Raw genomic sequence first — 14,381 nt, 5'->3', positions numbered from 1 at the left:
AGTAATCAAGAAAACAAACGAGGGAACGACAGATGAAGAAAATCTATGCGATCAAGGCAGCCATGCTGGCATTGCTGCTCGGCGGCGGCTATGCACTGGCGGACGAGGATGTGAAGGTTGGATTTGCTCTGGCGCTTTCAGGCTTCATTGCGCCCTATGACGATGGCCCTTATAAAGCCGCGCAGCTTGCGATCGACGACATCAATACGAAGGGCGGCCTGCTCGGCAAGAAGCTGATCGCGGTGGCCTCCGATACGAAATCGGACGTCGATGTCGGTGCCATTGCCGCCACCGATGTCATCGGCAAAGGCGCCCGGGTGATCATGGTCACCTGTGATTTCGATTTCGGCGCGCCGGCGGCAATCGTCGCGCAAAGCCAGAATGTCTTTGCCTTCTCCTCCTGCGCGGCGGATCCGAAGTTCGGCGTTCAGGGCATTGGCCCGAATGCTTACACCTTGGCCACGGCCACCCTCACTCAGGGTTCGATATTGGCAGAGTTCGCGTACAAGCAGGCCAATCTCAAGACAGCCTATCTGCTGACGGATACGAGCGGCGAATATATGAAGTCGCTATGCGCGTCTTTCGAGCGCCGCTTCATCGAGCTCGCCGGCGAGGCCGGCATTGTGGGCAAGGACAATTTCCACGGCTTGAACGATACCTCCATTGCCGGCCAGATCAGCCGGTTGAAGGCCAGTCCCAAGCAGCCGGAAGCGGTGATGTTCTGTGGCGCCGGCAGTGCCGGTGCGTCCTTCATTCGCCAGATCCGTGCAACTGGCATCGATCTGCCCTTGCTGGCGGGTGAATCGATGGACGGCGCCTATTGGCTGGGTGCGGTCCCTGATCTGAGCAATTTCTACGTTCTTGCCTATGGCTCGGCGTTCGGTAACGACCCGGATGCCAAGATCAACGATTTCACCACCAGGTTCACGGCCAAATTCGGCGAGCAGCCGGCGACGTCGCATGCGCTGACCGGATACTCCGTCATCGAGGCCTGGGCGCTTGCGGTGGAGCGGGCCGGCACTTTCGACACGGATGCGGTGCGCGCCGAACTCGACAAGCTCAAGGACGAGCCGTTCCTTGCCGGGAAAACAAGCTTCACGCCGGAAGCCCACATAAATCTCGACCGGCCGATGCTCGTCTTCAATATCGTGAATGGCAAGCATGAGCCGATCGGGCGCTTCTCGAGCGAAGTGATCCCCGAGCTCAAATTCTGATCCGCGCCGGGAAGCAGGATGATGGATGCGGTTCGGTTGACCGCGCGTGATGTCGGTGTCAGTTTCGGGGGACTCGTAGCGCTCGCTGGAATTGACCTCGATGTCGGCGCCGGTGAGATCGTCGGGTTGATCGGGTCCAATGGGGCCGGCAAGAGCACGATGGTCAATGTACTCTCCGGCTTTCAAAAGCCGTCTCGGGGCACTGTCTTCCTCGGCGACGTATCGCTTGCTGGGATGCCTCCCCATCGCATTTCGCGTGCCGGCATCGTTCGGACCTTCCAATCAGTGCGACTTTTCCGGGATCTGACGGTGGCCGAGAATGTTGCGGCAGCGGTCGCCGTGCTGGGCAAGGGCGCTCCGGATGTAACGGAGCTGCTCGCCCTCATGGGGATCTCCGACCTGAAGGAGAAACCGGCTGGATCGCTATCCTACGCACATCAGCGACGGCTGGCGATCGCCCGGGCACTCGGCCTGCGGCCGCGTTTTCTGCTGCTCGATGAGCCGGCGGCCGGCATGACCCCGGGCGAAGTCGAGGAGCTGGACCGCACGCTCGTGGCCTTACGCGATCAGACGGGACTGGGGCTGCTGCTGGTAGAACATAATATGACGCTGGTCATGTCGGTCTGCGAGAGACTCGTCGTCATGGATGGTGGCCGGGTCATCGCGCGGGGAACGCCAGACTTGATAGGTCAGGATCCTCTGGTGCGTCAGGCCTATCTCGGCCCTGGAAGAGAGAGGGCGCGCCCGTGACCCTGCTGGCCATCGAGAATATCACGGTGAAATACGGCCCGATACCGGCGATCCGCGACGTCTCGCTGCGGATCGGGGAGGGCGAGACCCTGGCGGTGGTCGGCGCCAACGGCGCCGGAAAGTCGACCCTGACGCTCGCGATCACCGGCATCGTCAGGCCAGCCTCTGGGCGGATCGAATTCTCCGGGCGCTCGCTGCTGGGGCTTGGCCCGGAGGCGACGGCGCGCCTCGGCGTGGCGCTGGTTCCCGAGGGGCGCCATATCTTTGAGGGCCTTACCGTTGACGAGAATCTGCTGCTCGGCACGACCGTTCTCGCTGATCGAAGCTCCGCCCGACATGCCATGGCACAGAGTTATGAGATGTTTCCCATTCTGCATGAGCGGCGCAACGGGATGGCGACCCGGCTTTCGGGCGGCGAGCAGCAGCAACTGGCTATTGCGCGCGCGCTGCTGTCGAAGCCCCGCCTGCTGATCCTGGACGAGCCGTCGCTCGGGCTGTCTCCTGTGATGGTCGACAAGATCTATGCGATCCTCTCCGAGTTGAAGAGCCTGGGCACCACCTTGCTGCTGATCGAGCAGAATCCAGCCCGTATCGATGAGGTTGCCGACCGCGTGATCGTGCTGAGCAGCGGGGCTGTCCAGGCATCAGGGCTTGCCGCTGAGATTCTGGCCGATGAGCAGCTGCATGCCTCCTATCTTGGCGGTGTCGCGCTCGGAGCACGTCAATGATCTACGTCATCCAGACCCTGGTCGATGCGGTGAGCGTGGGAGCGGTCTATGCGCTCTCGGCTTTGGGTATCGGCCTGCTCTTCGGTGTCATGCGGCTGGTCAATTTCGCACAAGGAGAGTTCGTGACCATCGGCATCTACACATTGATGCTCACCGTCGGCCTGTGGTTTCCGCTCGCCGCGATCCTGACGGTTCTCGTCGTCGTACTGCTGGCACTCCTTGCCGACCGCCTCGCCTTCAAACCGGTGCGCGACGCCGATCCGGCGACGATGCTGATCACCAGCTTTGCGCTCAGCTATCTCCTGCAGAATGTGCTGGTTCTCATCTTCGGGGCGCGTCCCATAGGGTTCAACATCATCCCGGAGCTCGGCTTGCCGGTCATGATCGGGGAGATCCGCATTCCACGCCTGAATATCCTGACGATCTGCGTCGCCGTCGGCCTGCTGACCGGTATCGCGCTCTTCCTGCGGCGCACACGCATCGGGATCGAGATGCGGGCAGCCGCGGTCGATTTCAGGATGGCGCGGCTTCTGGGAATCAAGGGCGATCGCGTGATCGCCGTTGCCTTCGCCTTGACCGGCGTGCTGTCGGCGGTCGTTGCCGTTCTCTTCGCGGCACAGACCGGCACCGCGGCGCCGACCTATGGGCTGCAGCTTGCTTTGGTAGGGTTCGTCGCGACGGTCATCGGTGGAATGGGGAGTCTCGTCGGCGCGGTATTCGGCGGGATGATCGTCGGCGTGGTGACGGTGTGTCTGCAGGCACTGCTGCCGCCCGAATTGCGGGTTTTTCGTGAGGCTTTCGTCTATGCCGTGGTCATCGCGATCCTGGTGTTGCGGCCGGATGGGCTCTTTCAAGGCGTTGGCTCGAGGGAGCGCGTATGATGACGCGGCGCTGGTCGACATTCATTTTGCTGTCTCTGGTGATCCTCGCCGTCGCCGGTATCGGCTGGGCCGGATCGGATATTTTCCAACGCTTCGTCATCGACATGCTGGTGAAGCTGGTCGTGGTGCTGGGCCTTGCGGTCTTCGTCGGAAATTCCGGGGTGTTCTCCTTCGGGCATGCGAGCTTTGCGGCGCTCGGCGCCTATAGCGCCGCCTGGTTCACCTTGCCGGTCGCCGCCAAGAAAATCTTTCTTCCGCAACTTCCGGCCTTCGCGCTGTCGACGCAAGTGGGTCTGCCGACGGGCGCCGCCATCGGCGTAGCCTTCGCCTCGCTTGTGGGGCTGCTCATCGGGGTAATCATCGTCCAGCTGTCGGGGCTCGGCGCCAGCATCGCAACCGTCGCCTGGCTCGCCATCGTGACAACGGTCCTCGCCAATACCGACGCCTATACACGAGGCACGAGCTCGCTGGTGGGCCTGCCGCTCGCAACCGGCATCGGTGCGGCTCTGATCTCGGCGCTTCTGGCGCTGTTCGTCGCCTTCCTATTCAAGACGTCACGTTACGGCCTGATGTTGCAAGCTTCGCGCGAGGACGAGGTGGCGGCCAAGGCCACCGGCATCTCGGTTCGCGCCGTGCGCCTGTGGGCCTTTGTTCTGTCCGCCGCGCTGGTCGCGCTGGGTGGCATATTGCAAGGGCATTTCCGCGGCGTATTGACGGTCAGCCAGTTCTATTTCGAGTTTACCTATCTGACGCTCGCGATGCTCGTCATTGGCGGAATCAGAAGTCTTTCCGGCGCGGTCATCGGCACATTCCTGGTGGCGGGCTGTGCCGAGATGCTGCGGATCGTTTCAGGCGGCTTCGAATTCGCCGGCCTGATGGTGCCGGCGCTGCCGGGATTGCGGGAAATCGGCCTTGCTTTGATGATGCTGATCGTGCTCTTGGCGCGGCCGCGCGGCATCATGGGCAGCCGCGAATTCACTTGGTCCGTGAAAACGGGTTAAGCACGCCTTGCGGCGCGGCCCGCGCTCGCCGTGCGGGCGGCGATGGCGACAACGAAGGCGGCAAAGACCATCGCCGTCGCGTAGGGCAGGCCGTCGGGACCGAACCGGTCCATGGCCCAGCCGCCGATGAGGGCGCCGACCAGGGCGCCCGCACCCCACGTGGTGGAGAAGGCGGCCGTGCCGGCGACAAGCTCGTTGCCGGAGAAACGTTCGCCGAGCTCGGCCAGCGCCATGGTGTAGATGCCGGCCGAGGTGGCACCGGTCACGACCAGCACGGGCCAGAGCAACCAGGTGCCGAAGGCGGACGGGATGAGGGCACTGCCGATGACGGTCGTGAAGGCGCAGACCACCATCATGCCGCGCTTGCTCCAGTGATCGGCAATCCAGCCGATGGGGAATTGCAGCCCGGCATTGCCGACGATGAAAGCGGTCAGCATCAGCGCCGCGGTTTCCTGATCGAAACCTTTCTTGACCCCGTAGACGGGCATCAGTCCCAGATAGGCGGCGTCGATGACAGCAAACAGGGTCACGGCGCTGATCAGGATGGGCGCCAGACGCGCGAAGCCCAGGATGGAAAGCTGGCGCTCCCCGGTCTCGGGCATAAAGGTGCCGGTCGGACGGTAGTAGAACATCGGTATCGTGCTGGCGGCCAGGAAGCCAGCGCCGATGAAGAAGGGCAATATGGTTTCGATGCCGGTGAAGCTGATCAGTGCCGAGCCGAGGCCAAAGCTGACGGACAGGATGCTGGCATAAAGCGCCATGATGCGCGAGCGCGCCGGTCCGAAGGCCGCCTCGACCACCCAGGCCTCACTTACCGTGAACAGCGCCCCGACAGCGAGGCCGTGGAGGAAGCGGAGCACGAACCACGCCCAATATATCGGCGTGAAGGGATAGGCCACGATTATCGTGGCAGTCAGGAAGGCGGCGATGATCGCCACCGGCCGGGTGCCGAGGCGACTGGTCAAATGCGGTACGAGGAATCCCGAGACCAGGATGCCCAGGGGCTGCATCGCCGTGTTGAGGCCGATCACGTGCGGCGGCACGCCGTGCTTCTCCATGACCAGAGAGAGCAGGGGAAATATGAGCCCGAGCGCGAAGCCGAAGACGGTGACGGCCGAGATGGCGGCGAAGAGATTGATCCAGCGCTGTCTATCCATGCGCGACTCCCTGCACCATCCGGCCGCGCGAGAGGCCGAGACCGATCAGCAGGATAACGTAGATGGCCGTGACGGTGATCGGAATGGCGATGATGCCGAAGGCGTCGGTCGCAGCCCCAGCGATCGGCGGGCCCAATATGCCGCCGACCCCCCACATGGCGGCAAAAGCGGCGCTGCCGGCGATGAGATCGGGGCCCTTGAAATTATCGCCGAGGATGGTGAGGGCGATGGTGTAGATCGCATAGGCGGTGGTGCCGAGGACCAGCATCACCGGCCAGATCAGCCAGGACTGGATCGTCCATATCATCGATAGCGCCAGCACCGCGGTGATGATGGCCGAAAGCACGATCACGCCGAGCCTGGACCATTTGTCGGCAAGCAGGCCGATCGGCAGTTGCAATAATGCATTGCCGATGATCGAGACGCCGAGGATGGTGGTCACCTGCTCGACGGGAAGCCCGGAGCGCAGCCCGAAGATCGGGAAGAAGGACAAGATGACCGCGTCGAAGAAGGTGAGCGTGCCGACGGCGAACAGCAGCAGCGGCGCTCGGCCCACGAAGGCCCAGAAGCCGCCGCCTTCCTCATGGCGGAAGGAATCCTCGGAGATACGCAGAAAAGTCAACGGAATGGCGCTCATGCCGACGCACAGAATGCCGATCAGCCAGGGCGCCCAGCCGTCGATGCCGGTGAACGGGATGATCAGCGGGCCGATCGAAAAACTTATGGCGAGCACGCTCGTATAGAGGCCCATGGTGCGGCCGCGGTTGCTCTGCTCGGCGCCGCTCATGATCCACGCCTCGCTCACCGTGAACAAGGTACCGGCGGCCATGCCGAAGACGAAGCGGATGGCGAACCACGCCCATACGCTGGGGAACAGCTTGAAGGCGGCGAGCGTCGCCATGGTGACGAGAATGGCGATGTAAACGACGCGCTTGGATCCGAAGCGCGAGACGATGCGCGGCAGGAACGGGCCGCCGATCATGATGCCGAGCGGCGACATGGCGGCGTTGAGCCCCATGATCCAGGCCGGAACATGGCCCTTCTCCATCAGCAGCGGCAGCATCTGCAAGGTGAGGCCCATGGCGATGTCACAGGAAGCGACGGTCGCGATGGCGGCGACAATCGTCCGGTAGCGCTGTGCGAATGGCAAAGGCGCCGACATTGCTGGTCCTCGGAAGGAATGGTTGCTTGATTGATCCTCTAGCGGTTCCGCTCAACGGTCCGCAAGTGCAGCCCTGTGTCTTGCGCATGACGCTGCGCGCCGCTATGCACTGGGGCCATGACACGTCCGAAAATCATGATCATTCCGGTCACGCCGTTCCAGCAGAATTGCTCGCTCGTCTGGAACGAGGATACGCGCATCGGCGCCGTCGTCGATCCCGGCGGCGATGTCGATGTGATCCGCAAAGCCATCGACCAGGCGCAGGTCACGGTGGAGAAGATTCTGCTGACCCATGGACATATCGATCATGCCGGCGGCGGCGCCGAACTGCGTGACCAACTCAAGGTCGCGATCGAAGGACCGCACGAGAAGGATGCGTTTCTGCTCAAGGACCTGCCGAAGTCAGGGGCTCAGTACGGTTATCAAGCCCGCGCGTTCACGCCCGACCGCTGGCTCAAGGAAGGCGACAAGGTCACGGTCGGCACTCTGGAATTCGATATTCTCGAATGTCCGGGGCACACACCGGGCTCGGTGGTGCTGTTCAACAACGCGCATCGCTTCTGCTTCATGGGCGATGTGCTGTTCCAGGGCTCGGTAGGGCGCACCGATTTTCCCTATGGCGATCACGAGGCGCTGATCACCGCGATCCGCGACAAGCTGCTGCCGCTCGGCGACGATGTGGCGTTCCTGCCCGGCCATGGCCCGGCCAGCACGATCGGCGAGGAACGGCGCGGCAATCCGTTCCTTACCGGCGTGAGCTGACACCGATCGTTGATCAGATGCCCTGCGCCAGGACCACGACGCGGGAGCCGATCGGAGCGCGCCTATAGAGCTCGATCACGTCCTCATTGATCATGCGGATGCAGCCGGACGACAAGGCCTTGCCGATGGTCTGCGGCGCGTTGGTGCCGTGCAGGCGGTAGAGCGTGTCGCGGCCGTTCTGGAAGAGATAGAGGGCGCGGGCACCCAGCGGATTTTCGGGGCCGCCGGGCATGCCGTCCTTCCATTTCGCCGCGTTGGGATCGCGCTCGACCATTTCGGGCGGCGGCGTCCACCGCGGCCACATGACCTTGCGCTCCACATCGGCGAGACCGGCCCAGCGGAAACCCTCGCGGCCGACGCCGACACCGAAGCGAATGGCTTCGCGCCCGTCCAGGATGAGATAGAGGTGGCGCTCGGCGGTATTGACGATGATGGTGCCCGGCCAGTGGCGGCCTTCATACGGCACGATCTGGCGACGGAACTTCTTCGGGATCTTGCTCATGTCGGTCGGCGGGAAGGTGATCAGATCATTGTAATCCTTGCCGGGCCGGAACTGCTCCAGCTGCTGCTGGGCGCCCGCCGCCGTCGCCGCAAGGCCGGCAAAGGCCGCACTTCCCGCCGCCAGGAAGCGCCGTCTATTGATACTGCTCGTCATTAGGCCTCCTCTATAAAGCGTCGCCGCTTCAGGCTGCCTCAACCCGAAGTGACAGGCGCGATCGACATGCTGAATTTAGCTTGGGGCGACGTGTTGCCGAAACGCACTTTTGCGTGTCAGGATCTCAAATGCCGACAAGGCGGATCTTGCCGACATGATAGGCGTCACCGGTGCTCTTGAACTGATTGCATTCGGTCGGCTGGCCGCCAATGCTCTGGCACAACTCGCCCTGTGTCGCCGACCAGGTGCCGCGGCCTTCGCCCTTGACGTCGTCCTGGTAGGTCAGCGAGCCATCGGCATTATATGTGATGAAGCCGCTCGCATCGGGGCGGGTATATTGCCAGCTCTTGCCGATCAGGGTGGAGCGGATCTCTTCGGCGGAGAGGAGGCGGATCGGTTCGGCCTGGGCAGCCGGCGCTGACGAGGTCGGCGTCTGGCCGCCATTGAGGATCTTGATGGCGCTCTTGTCCGGGGACGAGGCGCAGCCCGCCAGAATCAGCATGGCCGCCATGGCCAAGCCCCATCTCGAATAATCGGTCATTCCCACAATCCTTAACCCCTGCGCCGGGCGCCATGTGTCACGTTTGAGCCCGGAGGGCAAGATTGACCAAGAGTGACGTCCGGATAGGGCGAAAACAGGGCAAGGGGGCCTAATTCAGCCGGCCTTGCGCACCACCTCCAGTAGTTCGCCCAGATGCTCGATATGACGGTAGCGCTGGTGCCCGCTCGGGGCCTCGTCCTGTTCCAGCGCCCAGGTCAGGCTGTGCGGCACATAGACGCCCCAGCTGCCGGCCTTGATGGCCGGGACAATGTCGGATTTCAGCGAATTGCCGACCATCATGGCCCGTTCCGGACCGTCGCCATGGCGGGTGAATAACCGCTCATAGGTGGCCGCCGATTTATCGCTGACGATCTCGACCGCGCTGAAAAAGTCGCCGAGGCCGGACTGGGCGAGCTTGCGCTCCTGGTCAAACAGGTCGCCCTTGGTGATGAGGACGAGGCGATAGTCGCCGCTCAACTGCTCGAGGGCGGCGCGGGCATGCGGCAAAGGCTCGATCGGGTGGCTGAGCAGATCGCGCCCGGCATCGACGATCTGGTGGATGACGGTGGCGGGGACGCGGCCCTCGGTCACCTCGATGGCGGTCTCGATCATCGACAAGGTGAACCCCTTGATGCCGAAGCCATAGGCCTTGAGATTACGCCGCTCGGCCTCGAGAAGCCGGTTGGACAGGGCCTCGGCCTCGGCATAATCGGCGAGCAGGCCGGCGAAGCGCTTCTCGGTCATCCGGTAATACTGCTCGTTCTGCCACAGCGTGTCGTCGGCGTCGAAGCCGATGGTCGAAAGCCCGGCCGGTGGGGAGGACATCTCAAACCCGTTCAGGTGTTGCGAAGTCGCGGAGCATAGGCCCTGGAGGCGAGCCGGTTCAACCCCGACACATCTTGCCTGCCCAACGAAATAATGGTTTATGAAAAAAGATTAATGTTTGGGGGCGGCAGTGACGAAACGGCTGATTCTACTTGTTTGCGCGATACTACTGGCGGGCTGTGCCGCCAAGCTGGTGCCGGATGACTATGCCGGGCCGACAGCGGTGGTCAGGGACAGCAACGCCAATTATGTCAGCGGAGGGTTCTTCAAGTCCGACCGCGCCGAAATCTATTCGATGACGGCCGTGGACGGGAAGGGTATCCCGAACGCCTTCAGCTCCACTTCATCGGCCAGTGAGGGCCTTGGGATGGGCATGCGGCTCAAGAACGAAGAGCGGCGCGTCATGATCAAGCCGATGAAGGTCAAGCTGTTCGCGCTGATCTATTATCCGGCGCCGATCAGCACCTTGTTCAACAAGACCTATGCGACCGAAAAGACGGTGAATTTCCATCCTGTCGCCGGTCAAAAATATGTCGTGCGCGGCAAGCTGGGCGACTCCGGCTCGGATGTCTGGATCGAGACGGCGGGCGGCAAGAGAGTAACGCAGTAGGCTCGCGCGAGAATCACATGAGACGCCGCGCCTTACTCGTTTGCCTGGTGCTGCTCGCGGGCTGCACCACCAAAACCCTGCCCGACGGATTTTCCGGACCGACGGCGTCCGTCAGGGACAGCTATGGCAATTTCGTGAAGGGCGGCTTCTTCAGGCACGAAAAGGTCGATCTCTTCATCATGCGGGAGATGGACGGGAAATACATCGATAATGCGATGCTGGCGACCTATCGGGCGAGCTTCAAATCGAGCTTGGGGTTTGCACTCAAGCCGCAAGCGCATGAGCGGCGCATTCCCGTCAGGCCAATGACCATCACACTGGCGGTGGTCACTCAATATGCGGCGGGCGGTCAATATGGCGGCAGCCGCGAGCCCGAAACCCTGACCACGCGAAAGATCAAGTTCAACCCGGTGGCGGGTGAAAAATATGTCGTCAAGGGACGGACGGAAGGCGGCGTCGCTTCCGTCTGGCTCGAAACAGCCGGCGGCAAGATCGTCGGGGAGTAACTCGAGGGATGACCATGAAACGTCGTGTGTTCCTTCTGGGCGCTTTCTCGCTTGCGGGCTGTGCAAGTCAAAAGCTGCTGCCGGATGACTATTCCGGCGCGACCGCCCTGATCAAGGACAGCTATATTCGGCGAAAACAGAAGTCCTGGCTCGGCGGTGAATATAACGGGATCGAGATTTTTGCGGTGGCGCAGGTTGATGGCAAGTACCTGACCAATGCGTCACATATGACCGAGGGAGGTTATTCCACACCGGTCACGACCAAGGGTTTTGAAAGGCGCGTGCCAACCAAGCCGATCAAGGTCCTGCTCGAAAGATACTATGTGATCCGCAGAGAAGCGGAGATGCCGTCGGACTTGGGCAACAAGACCGTCACCTTCACGCCTGTCGCCGGCGAAACCTATGTCGTTCGCGGCGAGTCGGTTGGATCGAACTACAATTTCAATCTGTGGATCGAAACTGAAGGTGGCAAGAGAGTCACCTGATCGTCGCCCACGCAGTGAAGTAAGGAACCGTACTTGGCTGGGAAAGGGGCATGAAAAAACTTCTCGTCGCCCTTATGATGGCGCTTGGTTTCGCCCGAAGCGTGGAGGCTGAGCCTGTCACGCAGATGATGGATCCCAACGACATTCTCTTTTCGATTCCGACGATTGCGAAAGATCTGCCACTGCTGGATCCGCTCGGCGAGCCGCCGGCCACCGACGCGTGTGTGCTTCACGAGGACGATTGGGCGCAAGCTGAATTTCTGCCCAAGGCGATGGTGCCCGAAATCCGGCGCATGTTGAGCGAACTCAAGGCGTTCGACGCGCAGAACCGCGACGGTCCCGGCTGGCGGAACATGTATGTACGTGAGTTCAACCGCGCCCCGCTGATAATCGGCAAGACCGCGCTCGAGCATCTTCAATCCATTCTTGGGACACGCGCCGGCTCGGCTCCTCTTCTGACTAGCGTTGCAGGCGTCGGGAGGGTTCGCGGCGGCTTCACCATTGCAATCGGACGCAATGTGCATCTTTATGGTTATGCAGAAGAGGGCGGCATCCCGGTCATTGCCGCCAGCCTGGGTTCGAATCCCGACCATCAAGCGCTCACGGATGTGTTCGCCAAACTCAATGCGAGCGACGGTCTTGTCCTCGTCGACTGGCGCCAGCAAATGCTGCTTGTCTCGGTGGCTGACGACGGCAGGATCGGAATCTGGCGGCCCTAGGCGCAGTCTACCGCCCGCTCTTCCTGAACGTCCTTGTGCCCGGCCGGCCGCCCTTGGAGGCCGCGCGGCGCGCCGGCTTGGGGGAGGGCCAGGACGCTGTTGCCGGCTGGAGGGTGGACTTGCCGCGGCGCGGCTCGTCCATCGGATCGCGCGCCAGGGGATCGTCCATGACGGCCAGCTCGACATCACGCAGCCGCTTGACCTCGTCGCGCAAACGCGCCGCTTCCTCGAATTCGAGATTTGCGGCGGCCTCGCGCATGCGCTTCTCCATGTCGGAGATGACACGCTCGAGATTGTGGCCAACAAGCGGGGCGCCGTCCTCGGCAAGCCCTGAATCCACGGTGACGTGGTCCTGCTCATAGACCGACGACATGATATCGGCGATGTTCTTCTTGATGCTCGCCGGCGTGATGCCGTTTTCCAGATTATAGGCCTCCTGCTTCTCGCGCCGGCGGCTGGTCTCGGCCATGGCGCGCTCCATCGAGCCCGTCACACGGTCGGCATAGAGGACCACCTTGCCATCGACATTGCGGGCGGCGCGGCCGATGGTCTGGATGAGCGAGGTTTCGGAACGCAGGAAGCCTTCCTTGTCGGCATCGAGAATGGCGACGAGGGCGCATTCGGGAATATCGAGGCCTTCGCGCAGCAGGTTGATGCCGATCAGCACATCGAAGACGCCAAGCCGCAGATCGCGGATGATCTCGATGCGCTCCAGCGTGTCGATGTCGGAATGCATGTAGCGCACGCGAATGCCTTGTTCATGCATGTATTCGGTGAGATCCTCGGCCATGCGCTTGGTGAGCACGGTGACGAGGGCGCGATAGCCCTTTTTCGCCACGTCGCGGCATTCGGCGATGAGGTCGTCGACCTGGTTCTTCACCGGTCGGATCTCGACCGGGGGATCGATGAGGCCGGTCGGGCGAATGACCTGCTCGGTGAAGACGCCGCCGGTCCGGTTCATCTCCCAGGAGCCGGGCGTCGCCGACACATAGACCGATTGCGGTCGCATCGCGTCCCATTCCTCGAAGCGCAGAGGCCGGTTGTCGATACAGGAGGGCAGACGGAAGCCGAATTCGGCGAGCGTCGCCTTGCGGTTATAGTCGCCGCGGAACATGCCGCCCAATTGCGGGACGGTCACGTGGCTTTCATCGACGAAGACCAGTGCATTGTCGGGCAGATATTCGAACAGAGTCGGCGGCGGCTCGCCCGGCTTGCGGCCGGTGAGATAACGCGAATAATTCTCGATGCCGGCACAGGAGCCGGTCGCCATCATCATTTCGAGATCGAACAGCACACGCTGCTCGAGGCGCTGGGCCTCGAGCAAGCGGCCCGCCGCGTTGAATTCCTCGAGCCTGATCTTGAGATCGGTCTTGATGCGCGACGCGGCCTGCTCGAGCGTCGGCTTCGGCGTCACATAGTGCGAATTGGCGTAGAGCTTGATCTGCTCGAGCTCGGCCGTCTTGTGGCCGGTCAACGGATCGAATTCGGAGATGGCCTCGACCTCGTCGCCGAACAGCGAAACGCGCCAGGCGCGGTCCTCGAAGTGTGAGGGAAAGATCTCGACCGTGTCGCCGCGCACGCGGAAGGTGCCGCGCACAAAATTGCCGTCATTGCGCTTGTAATGGAGGGCCACGAGATCGGCGAGAAGCTGGCGCTGGGCGATGCGCTCGTTCTTCTTCACCGTGAAGGTCATGGCGGAATAGGTTTCGACGTCGCCGATACCGTAGATGCAGGATACCGAGGCGACCACGATGACGTCATCACGCTCGAGAAGAGAACGCGTCGCCGAATGGCGCATGCGGTCGATCTGCTCGTTGATCGAGGATTCCTTCTCGATATAGGTGTCGGTGCGCGCCACATAGGCTTCCGGCTGGTAGTAGTCGTAATAGGAGACGAAATATTCGACCGCGTTGTCCGGGAAGAAGCTCTTGAACTCGCCATAGAGCTGCGCCGCGAGCGTCTTGTTGGGGGCGAGGACCAGGGCCGGACGCTGGGTCTGCTCGATGACCTTGGCCACGGTGAACGTCTTGCCCGAGCCGGTGACGCCGAGGAGAACCTGGTCGCGGTCGGCGCCCTGGACGCCGGCGACGAGCTCGCTGATGGCCTGGGGCTGGTCGCCCCGGGGCTCGAAATCAGAAACGATCCTGAGCGGCGTGCCGCCTTCGGATTTGTCGGGGCGCGGCGGGCGATAGGGGGTGAAGACCTCGTTGGGCACGAAATCCGGGCGCAGCGCCTCGAGCCCGGCCCGGGGACCCGACATGTCGGCGCGCGGATCCGGCCGCTGGCGCAACGCCTCGGCGGTCGGTATTTCGGGGAAGCCTTCCAGCGGCTTCTGCGGCGCTTCGGAGAAGCCGCCTTCCTGTCGTGAATGTCCCATGATGGGGG

Annotated in this window: 16 protein-coding genes; 10 read left to right on the top strand and 6 right to left on the bottom strand. The window is 62.5% G+C overall.

The genetic code is table 11. The features are described from left to right. Positions 1-32: 32 nt before the first annotated feature. The 5 genes from JHL16_RS13800 to JHL16_RS13780 are packed head-to-tail and all read left to right on the top strand — an operon-like array spanning position 33 to position 4,574. A complete protein-coding gene (locus tag JHL16_RS13800) occupies positions 33-1,214 on the top strand; it encodes an ABC transporter substrate-binding protein (protein WP_200185418.1) in 1,182 nt (393 codons plus the stop codon). Positions 1,215-1,232: 18 nt separating this feature from the next. After that, a complete protein-coding gene (locus JHL16_RS13795; RefSeq protein ID WP_200185417.1) occupies positions 1,233-1,964 on the top strand; it encodes an ABC transporter ATP-binding protein in 732 nt (243 codons plus the stop codon). Then, positions 1,961-2,692 carry an ATP-binding cassette domain-containing protein gene (locus tag JHL16_RS13790; protein WP_200185416.1) on the top strand — a complete coding sequence of 244 codons (732 nt, stop codon included), beginning with the start codon at positions 1,961-1,963 and terminating at the stop codon, positions 2,690-2,692. Before JHL16_RS13795 ends, JHL16_RS13790 begins: the two co-directional genes overlap by 4 nt. Beyond that, positions 2,689-3,573, top strand: coding sequence for a branched-chain amino acid ABC transporter permease (locus JHL16_RS13785; RefSeq protein WP_200185415.1), 885 nt, complete (start codon positions 2,689-2,691; stop codon positions 3,571-3,573). The genes JHL16_RS13790 and JHL16_RS13785 overlap by 4 nt, the downstream gene beginning before the upstream one ends. Further along, a complete protein-coding gene (locus JHL16_RS13780; RefSeq protein WP_200185414.1) occupies positions 3,570-4,574 on the top strand; it encodes a branched-chain amino acid ABC transporter permease in 1,005 nt (334 codons plus the stop codon). Before JHL16_RS13785 ends, JHL16_RS13780 begins: the two co-directional genes overlap by 4 nt. On the opposite strand, the gene JHL16_RS13775 is transcribed toward JHL16_RS13780, so the two are convergent. Together JHL16_RS13775 and JHL16_RS13770 are read right to left on the bottom strand one after the other, a co-directional pair. Then, positions 4,571-5,731, bottom strand: coding sequence for an MFS transporter (locus JHL16_RS13775; RefSeq protein WP_200185413.1), 1,161 nt, complete (start codon positions 5,729-5,731; stop codon positions 4,571-4,573). The genes JHL16_RS13780 and JHL16_RS13775 overlap by 4 nt on opposite strands. Next, positions 5,724-6,893, bottom strand: a complete 1,170-nt coding sequence (locus tag JHL16_RS13770; protein WP_200185412.1) for an MFS transporter — start codon at positions 6,891-6,893, stop codon at positions 5,724-5,726. Before JHL16_RS13770 ends, JHL16_RS13775 begins: the two co-directional genes overlap by 8 nt. 117 nt (positions 6,894-7,010) lie before the next feature. Between JHL16_RS13770 and JHL16_RS13765 the strand changes: the two genes are divergently transcribed. Next, a complete protein-coding gene (locus JHL16_RS13765) occupies positions 7,011-7,655 on the top strand; it encodes an MBL fold metallo-hydrolase (protein WP_200185411.1) in 645 nt (214 codons plus the stop codon). Positions 7,656-7,668: 13 nt separating this feature from the next. Here the strand turns inward: JHL16_RS13765 and JHL16_RS13760 are convergent, their stop codons facing one another. The 3 genes from JHL16_RS13760 to JHL16_RS13750 form a co-directional block, all read right to left on the bottom strand. Then, on the bottom strand, positions 7,669-8,310 hold the full coding sequence (locus JHL16_RS13760; protein WP_200185410.1) for a L,D-transpeptidase: 642 nt from the start codon (positions 8,308-8,310) through the stop codon (positions 7,669-7,671). A gap of 124 nt (positions 8,311-8,434) precedes the next feature. Then, positions 8,435-8,851, bottom strand: coding sequence for a DUF995 domain-containing protein (locus JHL16_RS13755; RefSeq protein ID WP_200185409.1), 417 nt, complete (start codon positions 8,849-8,851; stop codon positions 8,435-8,437). A gap of 114 nt (positions 8,852-8,965) precedes the next feature. Beyond that, complete coding sequence (locus JHL16_RS13750; RefSeq protein WP_200185408.1) at positions 8,966-9,676, bottom strand: HAD family hydrolase; 711 nt, start codon at positions 9,674-9,676, stop codon at positions 8,966-8,968. 130 nt (positions 9,677-9,806) lie between these two features. On the opposite strand from JHL16_RS13750, the gene JHL16_RS13745 reads away from it, so the two are divergent. From JHL16_RS13745 to JHL16_RS13730, 4 genes are read left to right on the top strand one after another with little or no spacing between them, the layout of a single operon-like run. Then, complete coding sequence (locus JHL16_RS13745) at positions 9,807-10,286, top strand: hypothetical protein (RefSeq protein ID WP_200185407.1); 480 nt, start codon at positions 9,807-9,809, stop codon at positions 10,284-10,286. 17 nt (positions 10,287-10,303) lie between these two features. Continuing rightward, positions 10,304-10,792 carry a hypothetical protein gene (locus tag JHL16_RS13740; RefSeq protein ID WP_200185406.1) on the top strand — a complete coding sequence of 163 codons (489 nt, stop codon included), beginning with the start codon at positions 10,304-10,306 and terminating at the stop codon, positions 10,790-10,792. Between the two features lie 8 nt (positions 10,793-10,800). Further along, complete coding sequence (locus tag JHL16_RS13735) at positions 10,801-11,277, top strand: hypothetical protein (RefSeq protein WP_200185405.1); 477 nt, start codon at positions 10,801-10,803, stop codon at positions 11,275-11,277. Positions 11,278-11,327: 50 nt separating this feature from the next. Continuing rightward, entirely contained in the window at positions 11,328-11,996 is a 669-nt protein-coding gene (locus tag JHL16_RS13730) for a hypothetical protein (RefSeq protein ID WP_200185404.1), read from the top strand. A 7-nt stretch (positions 11,997-12,003) separates the two neighbouring features. Here JHL16_RS13730 and uvrB read toward each other — a convergent pair whose 3' ends face one another. Continuing rightward, a complete protein-coding gene (uvrB, locus tag JHL16_RS13725; protein WP_281436014.1) occupies positions 12,004-14,373 on the bottom strand; it encodes an excinuclease ABC subunit UvrB in 2,370 nt (789 codons plus the stop codon). Positions 14,374-14,381 lie beyond the last annotated feature (8 nt).

Source organism: Taklimakanibacter albus (genome assembly GCF_016595235.1).
Taxonomy (GTDB): Bacteria; Pseudomonadota; Alphaproteobacteria; order Rhizobiales; family Aestuariivirgaceae; genus Taklimakanibacter; species Taklimakanibacter albus.
Note: the sequence above shows the minus strand (reverse complement) of the source record. Positions and strands in the feature narration are given on the sequence as shown.

Coding starts and splice junctions, on each gene's coding strand:
- JHL16_RS13765 (WP_200185411.1), top strand. CDS start 7,011: ATGACACGTCCGAAAATCATGATCATTCCGGTCACGCCGTTCCAGCAG.
- JHL16_RS13730 (WP_200185404.1), top strand. CDS start 11,328: ATGAAAAAACTTCTCGTCGCCCTTATGATGGCGCTTGGTTTCGCCCGA.
- JHL16_RS13775 (WP_200185413.1), bottom strand. CDS start 5,731: ATGGATAGACAGCGCTGGATCAATCTCTTCGCCGCCATCTCGGCCGTC.
- JHL16_RS13795 (WP_200185417.1), top strand. CDS start 1,233: ATGATGGATGCGGTTCGGTTGACCGCGCGTGATGTCGGTGTCAGTTTC.
- JHL16_RS13750 (WP_200185408.1), bottom strand. CDS start 9,676: ATGTCCTCCCCACCGGCCGGGCTTTCGACCATCGGCTTCGACGCCGAC.
- JHL16_RS13785 (WP_200185415.1), top strand. CDS start 2,689: ATGATCTACGTCATCCAGACCCTGGTCGATGCGGTGAGCGTGGGAGCG.
- JHL16_RS13740 (WP_200185406.1), top strand. CDS start 10,304: ATGAGACGCCGCGCCTTACTCGTTTGCCTGGTGCTGCTCGCGGGCTGC.
- JHL16_RS13760 (WP_200185410.1), bottom strand. CDS start 8,310: ATGACGAGCAGTATCAATAGACGGCGCTTCCTGGCGGCGGGAAGTGCG.
- uvrB (WP_281436014.1), bottom strand. CDS start 14,373: ATGGGACATTCACGACAGGAAGGCGGCTTCTCCGAAGCGCCGCAGAAG.
- JHL16_RS13800 (WP_200185418.1), top strand. CDS start 33: ATGAAGAAAATCTATGCGATCAAGGCAGCCATGCTGGCATTGCTGCTC.
- JHL16_RS13770 (WP_200185412.1), bottom strand. CDS start 6,893: ATGTCGGCGCCTTTGCCATTCGCACAGCGCTACCGGACGATTGTCGCC.
- JHL16_RS13735 (WP_200185405.1), top strand. CDS start 10,801: ATGACCATGAAACGTCGTGTGTTCCTTCTGGGCGCTTTCTCGCTTGCG.
- JHL16_RS13780 (WP_200185414.1), top strand. CDS start 3,570: ATGATGACGCGGCGCTGGTCGACATTCATTTTGCTGTCTCTGGTGATC.
- JHL16_RS13755 (WP_200185409.1), bottom strand. CDS start 8,851: ATGACCGATTATTCGAGATGGGGCTTGGCCATGGCGGCCATGCTGATT.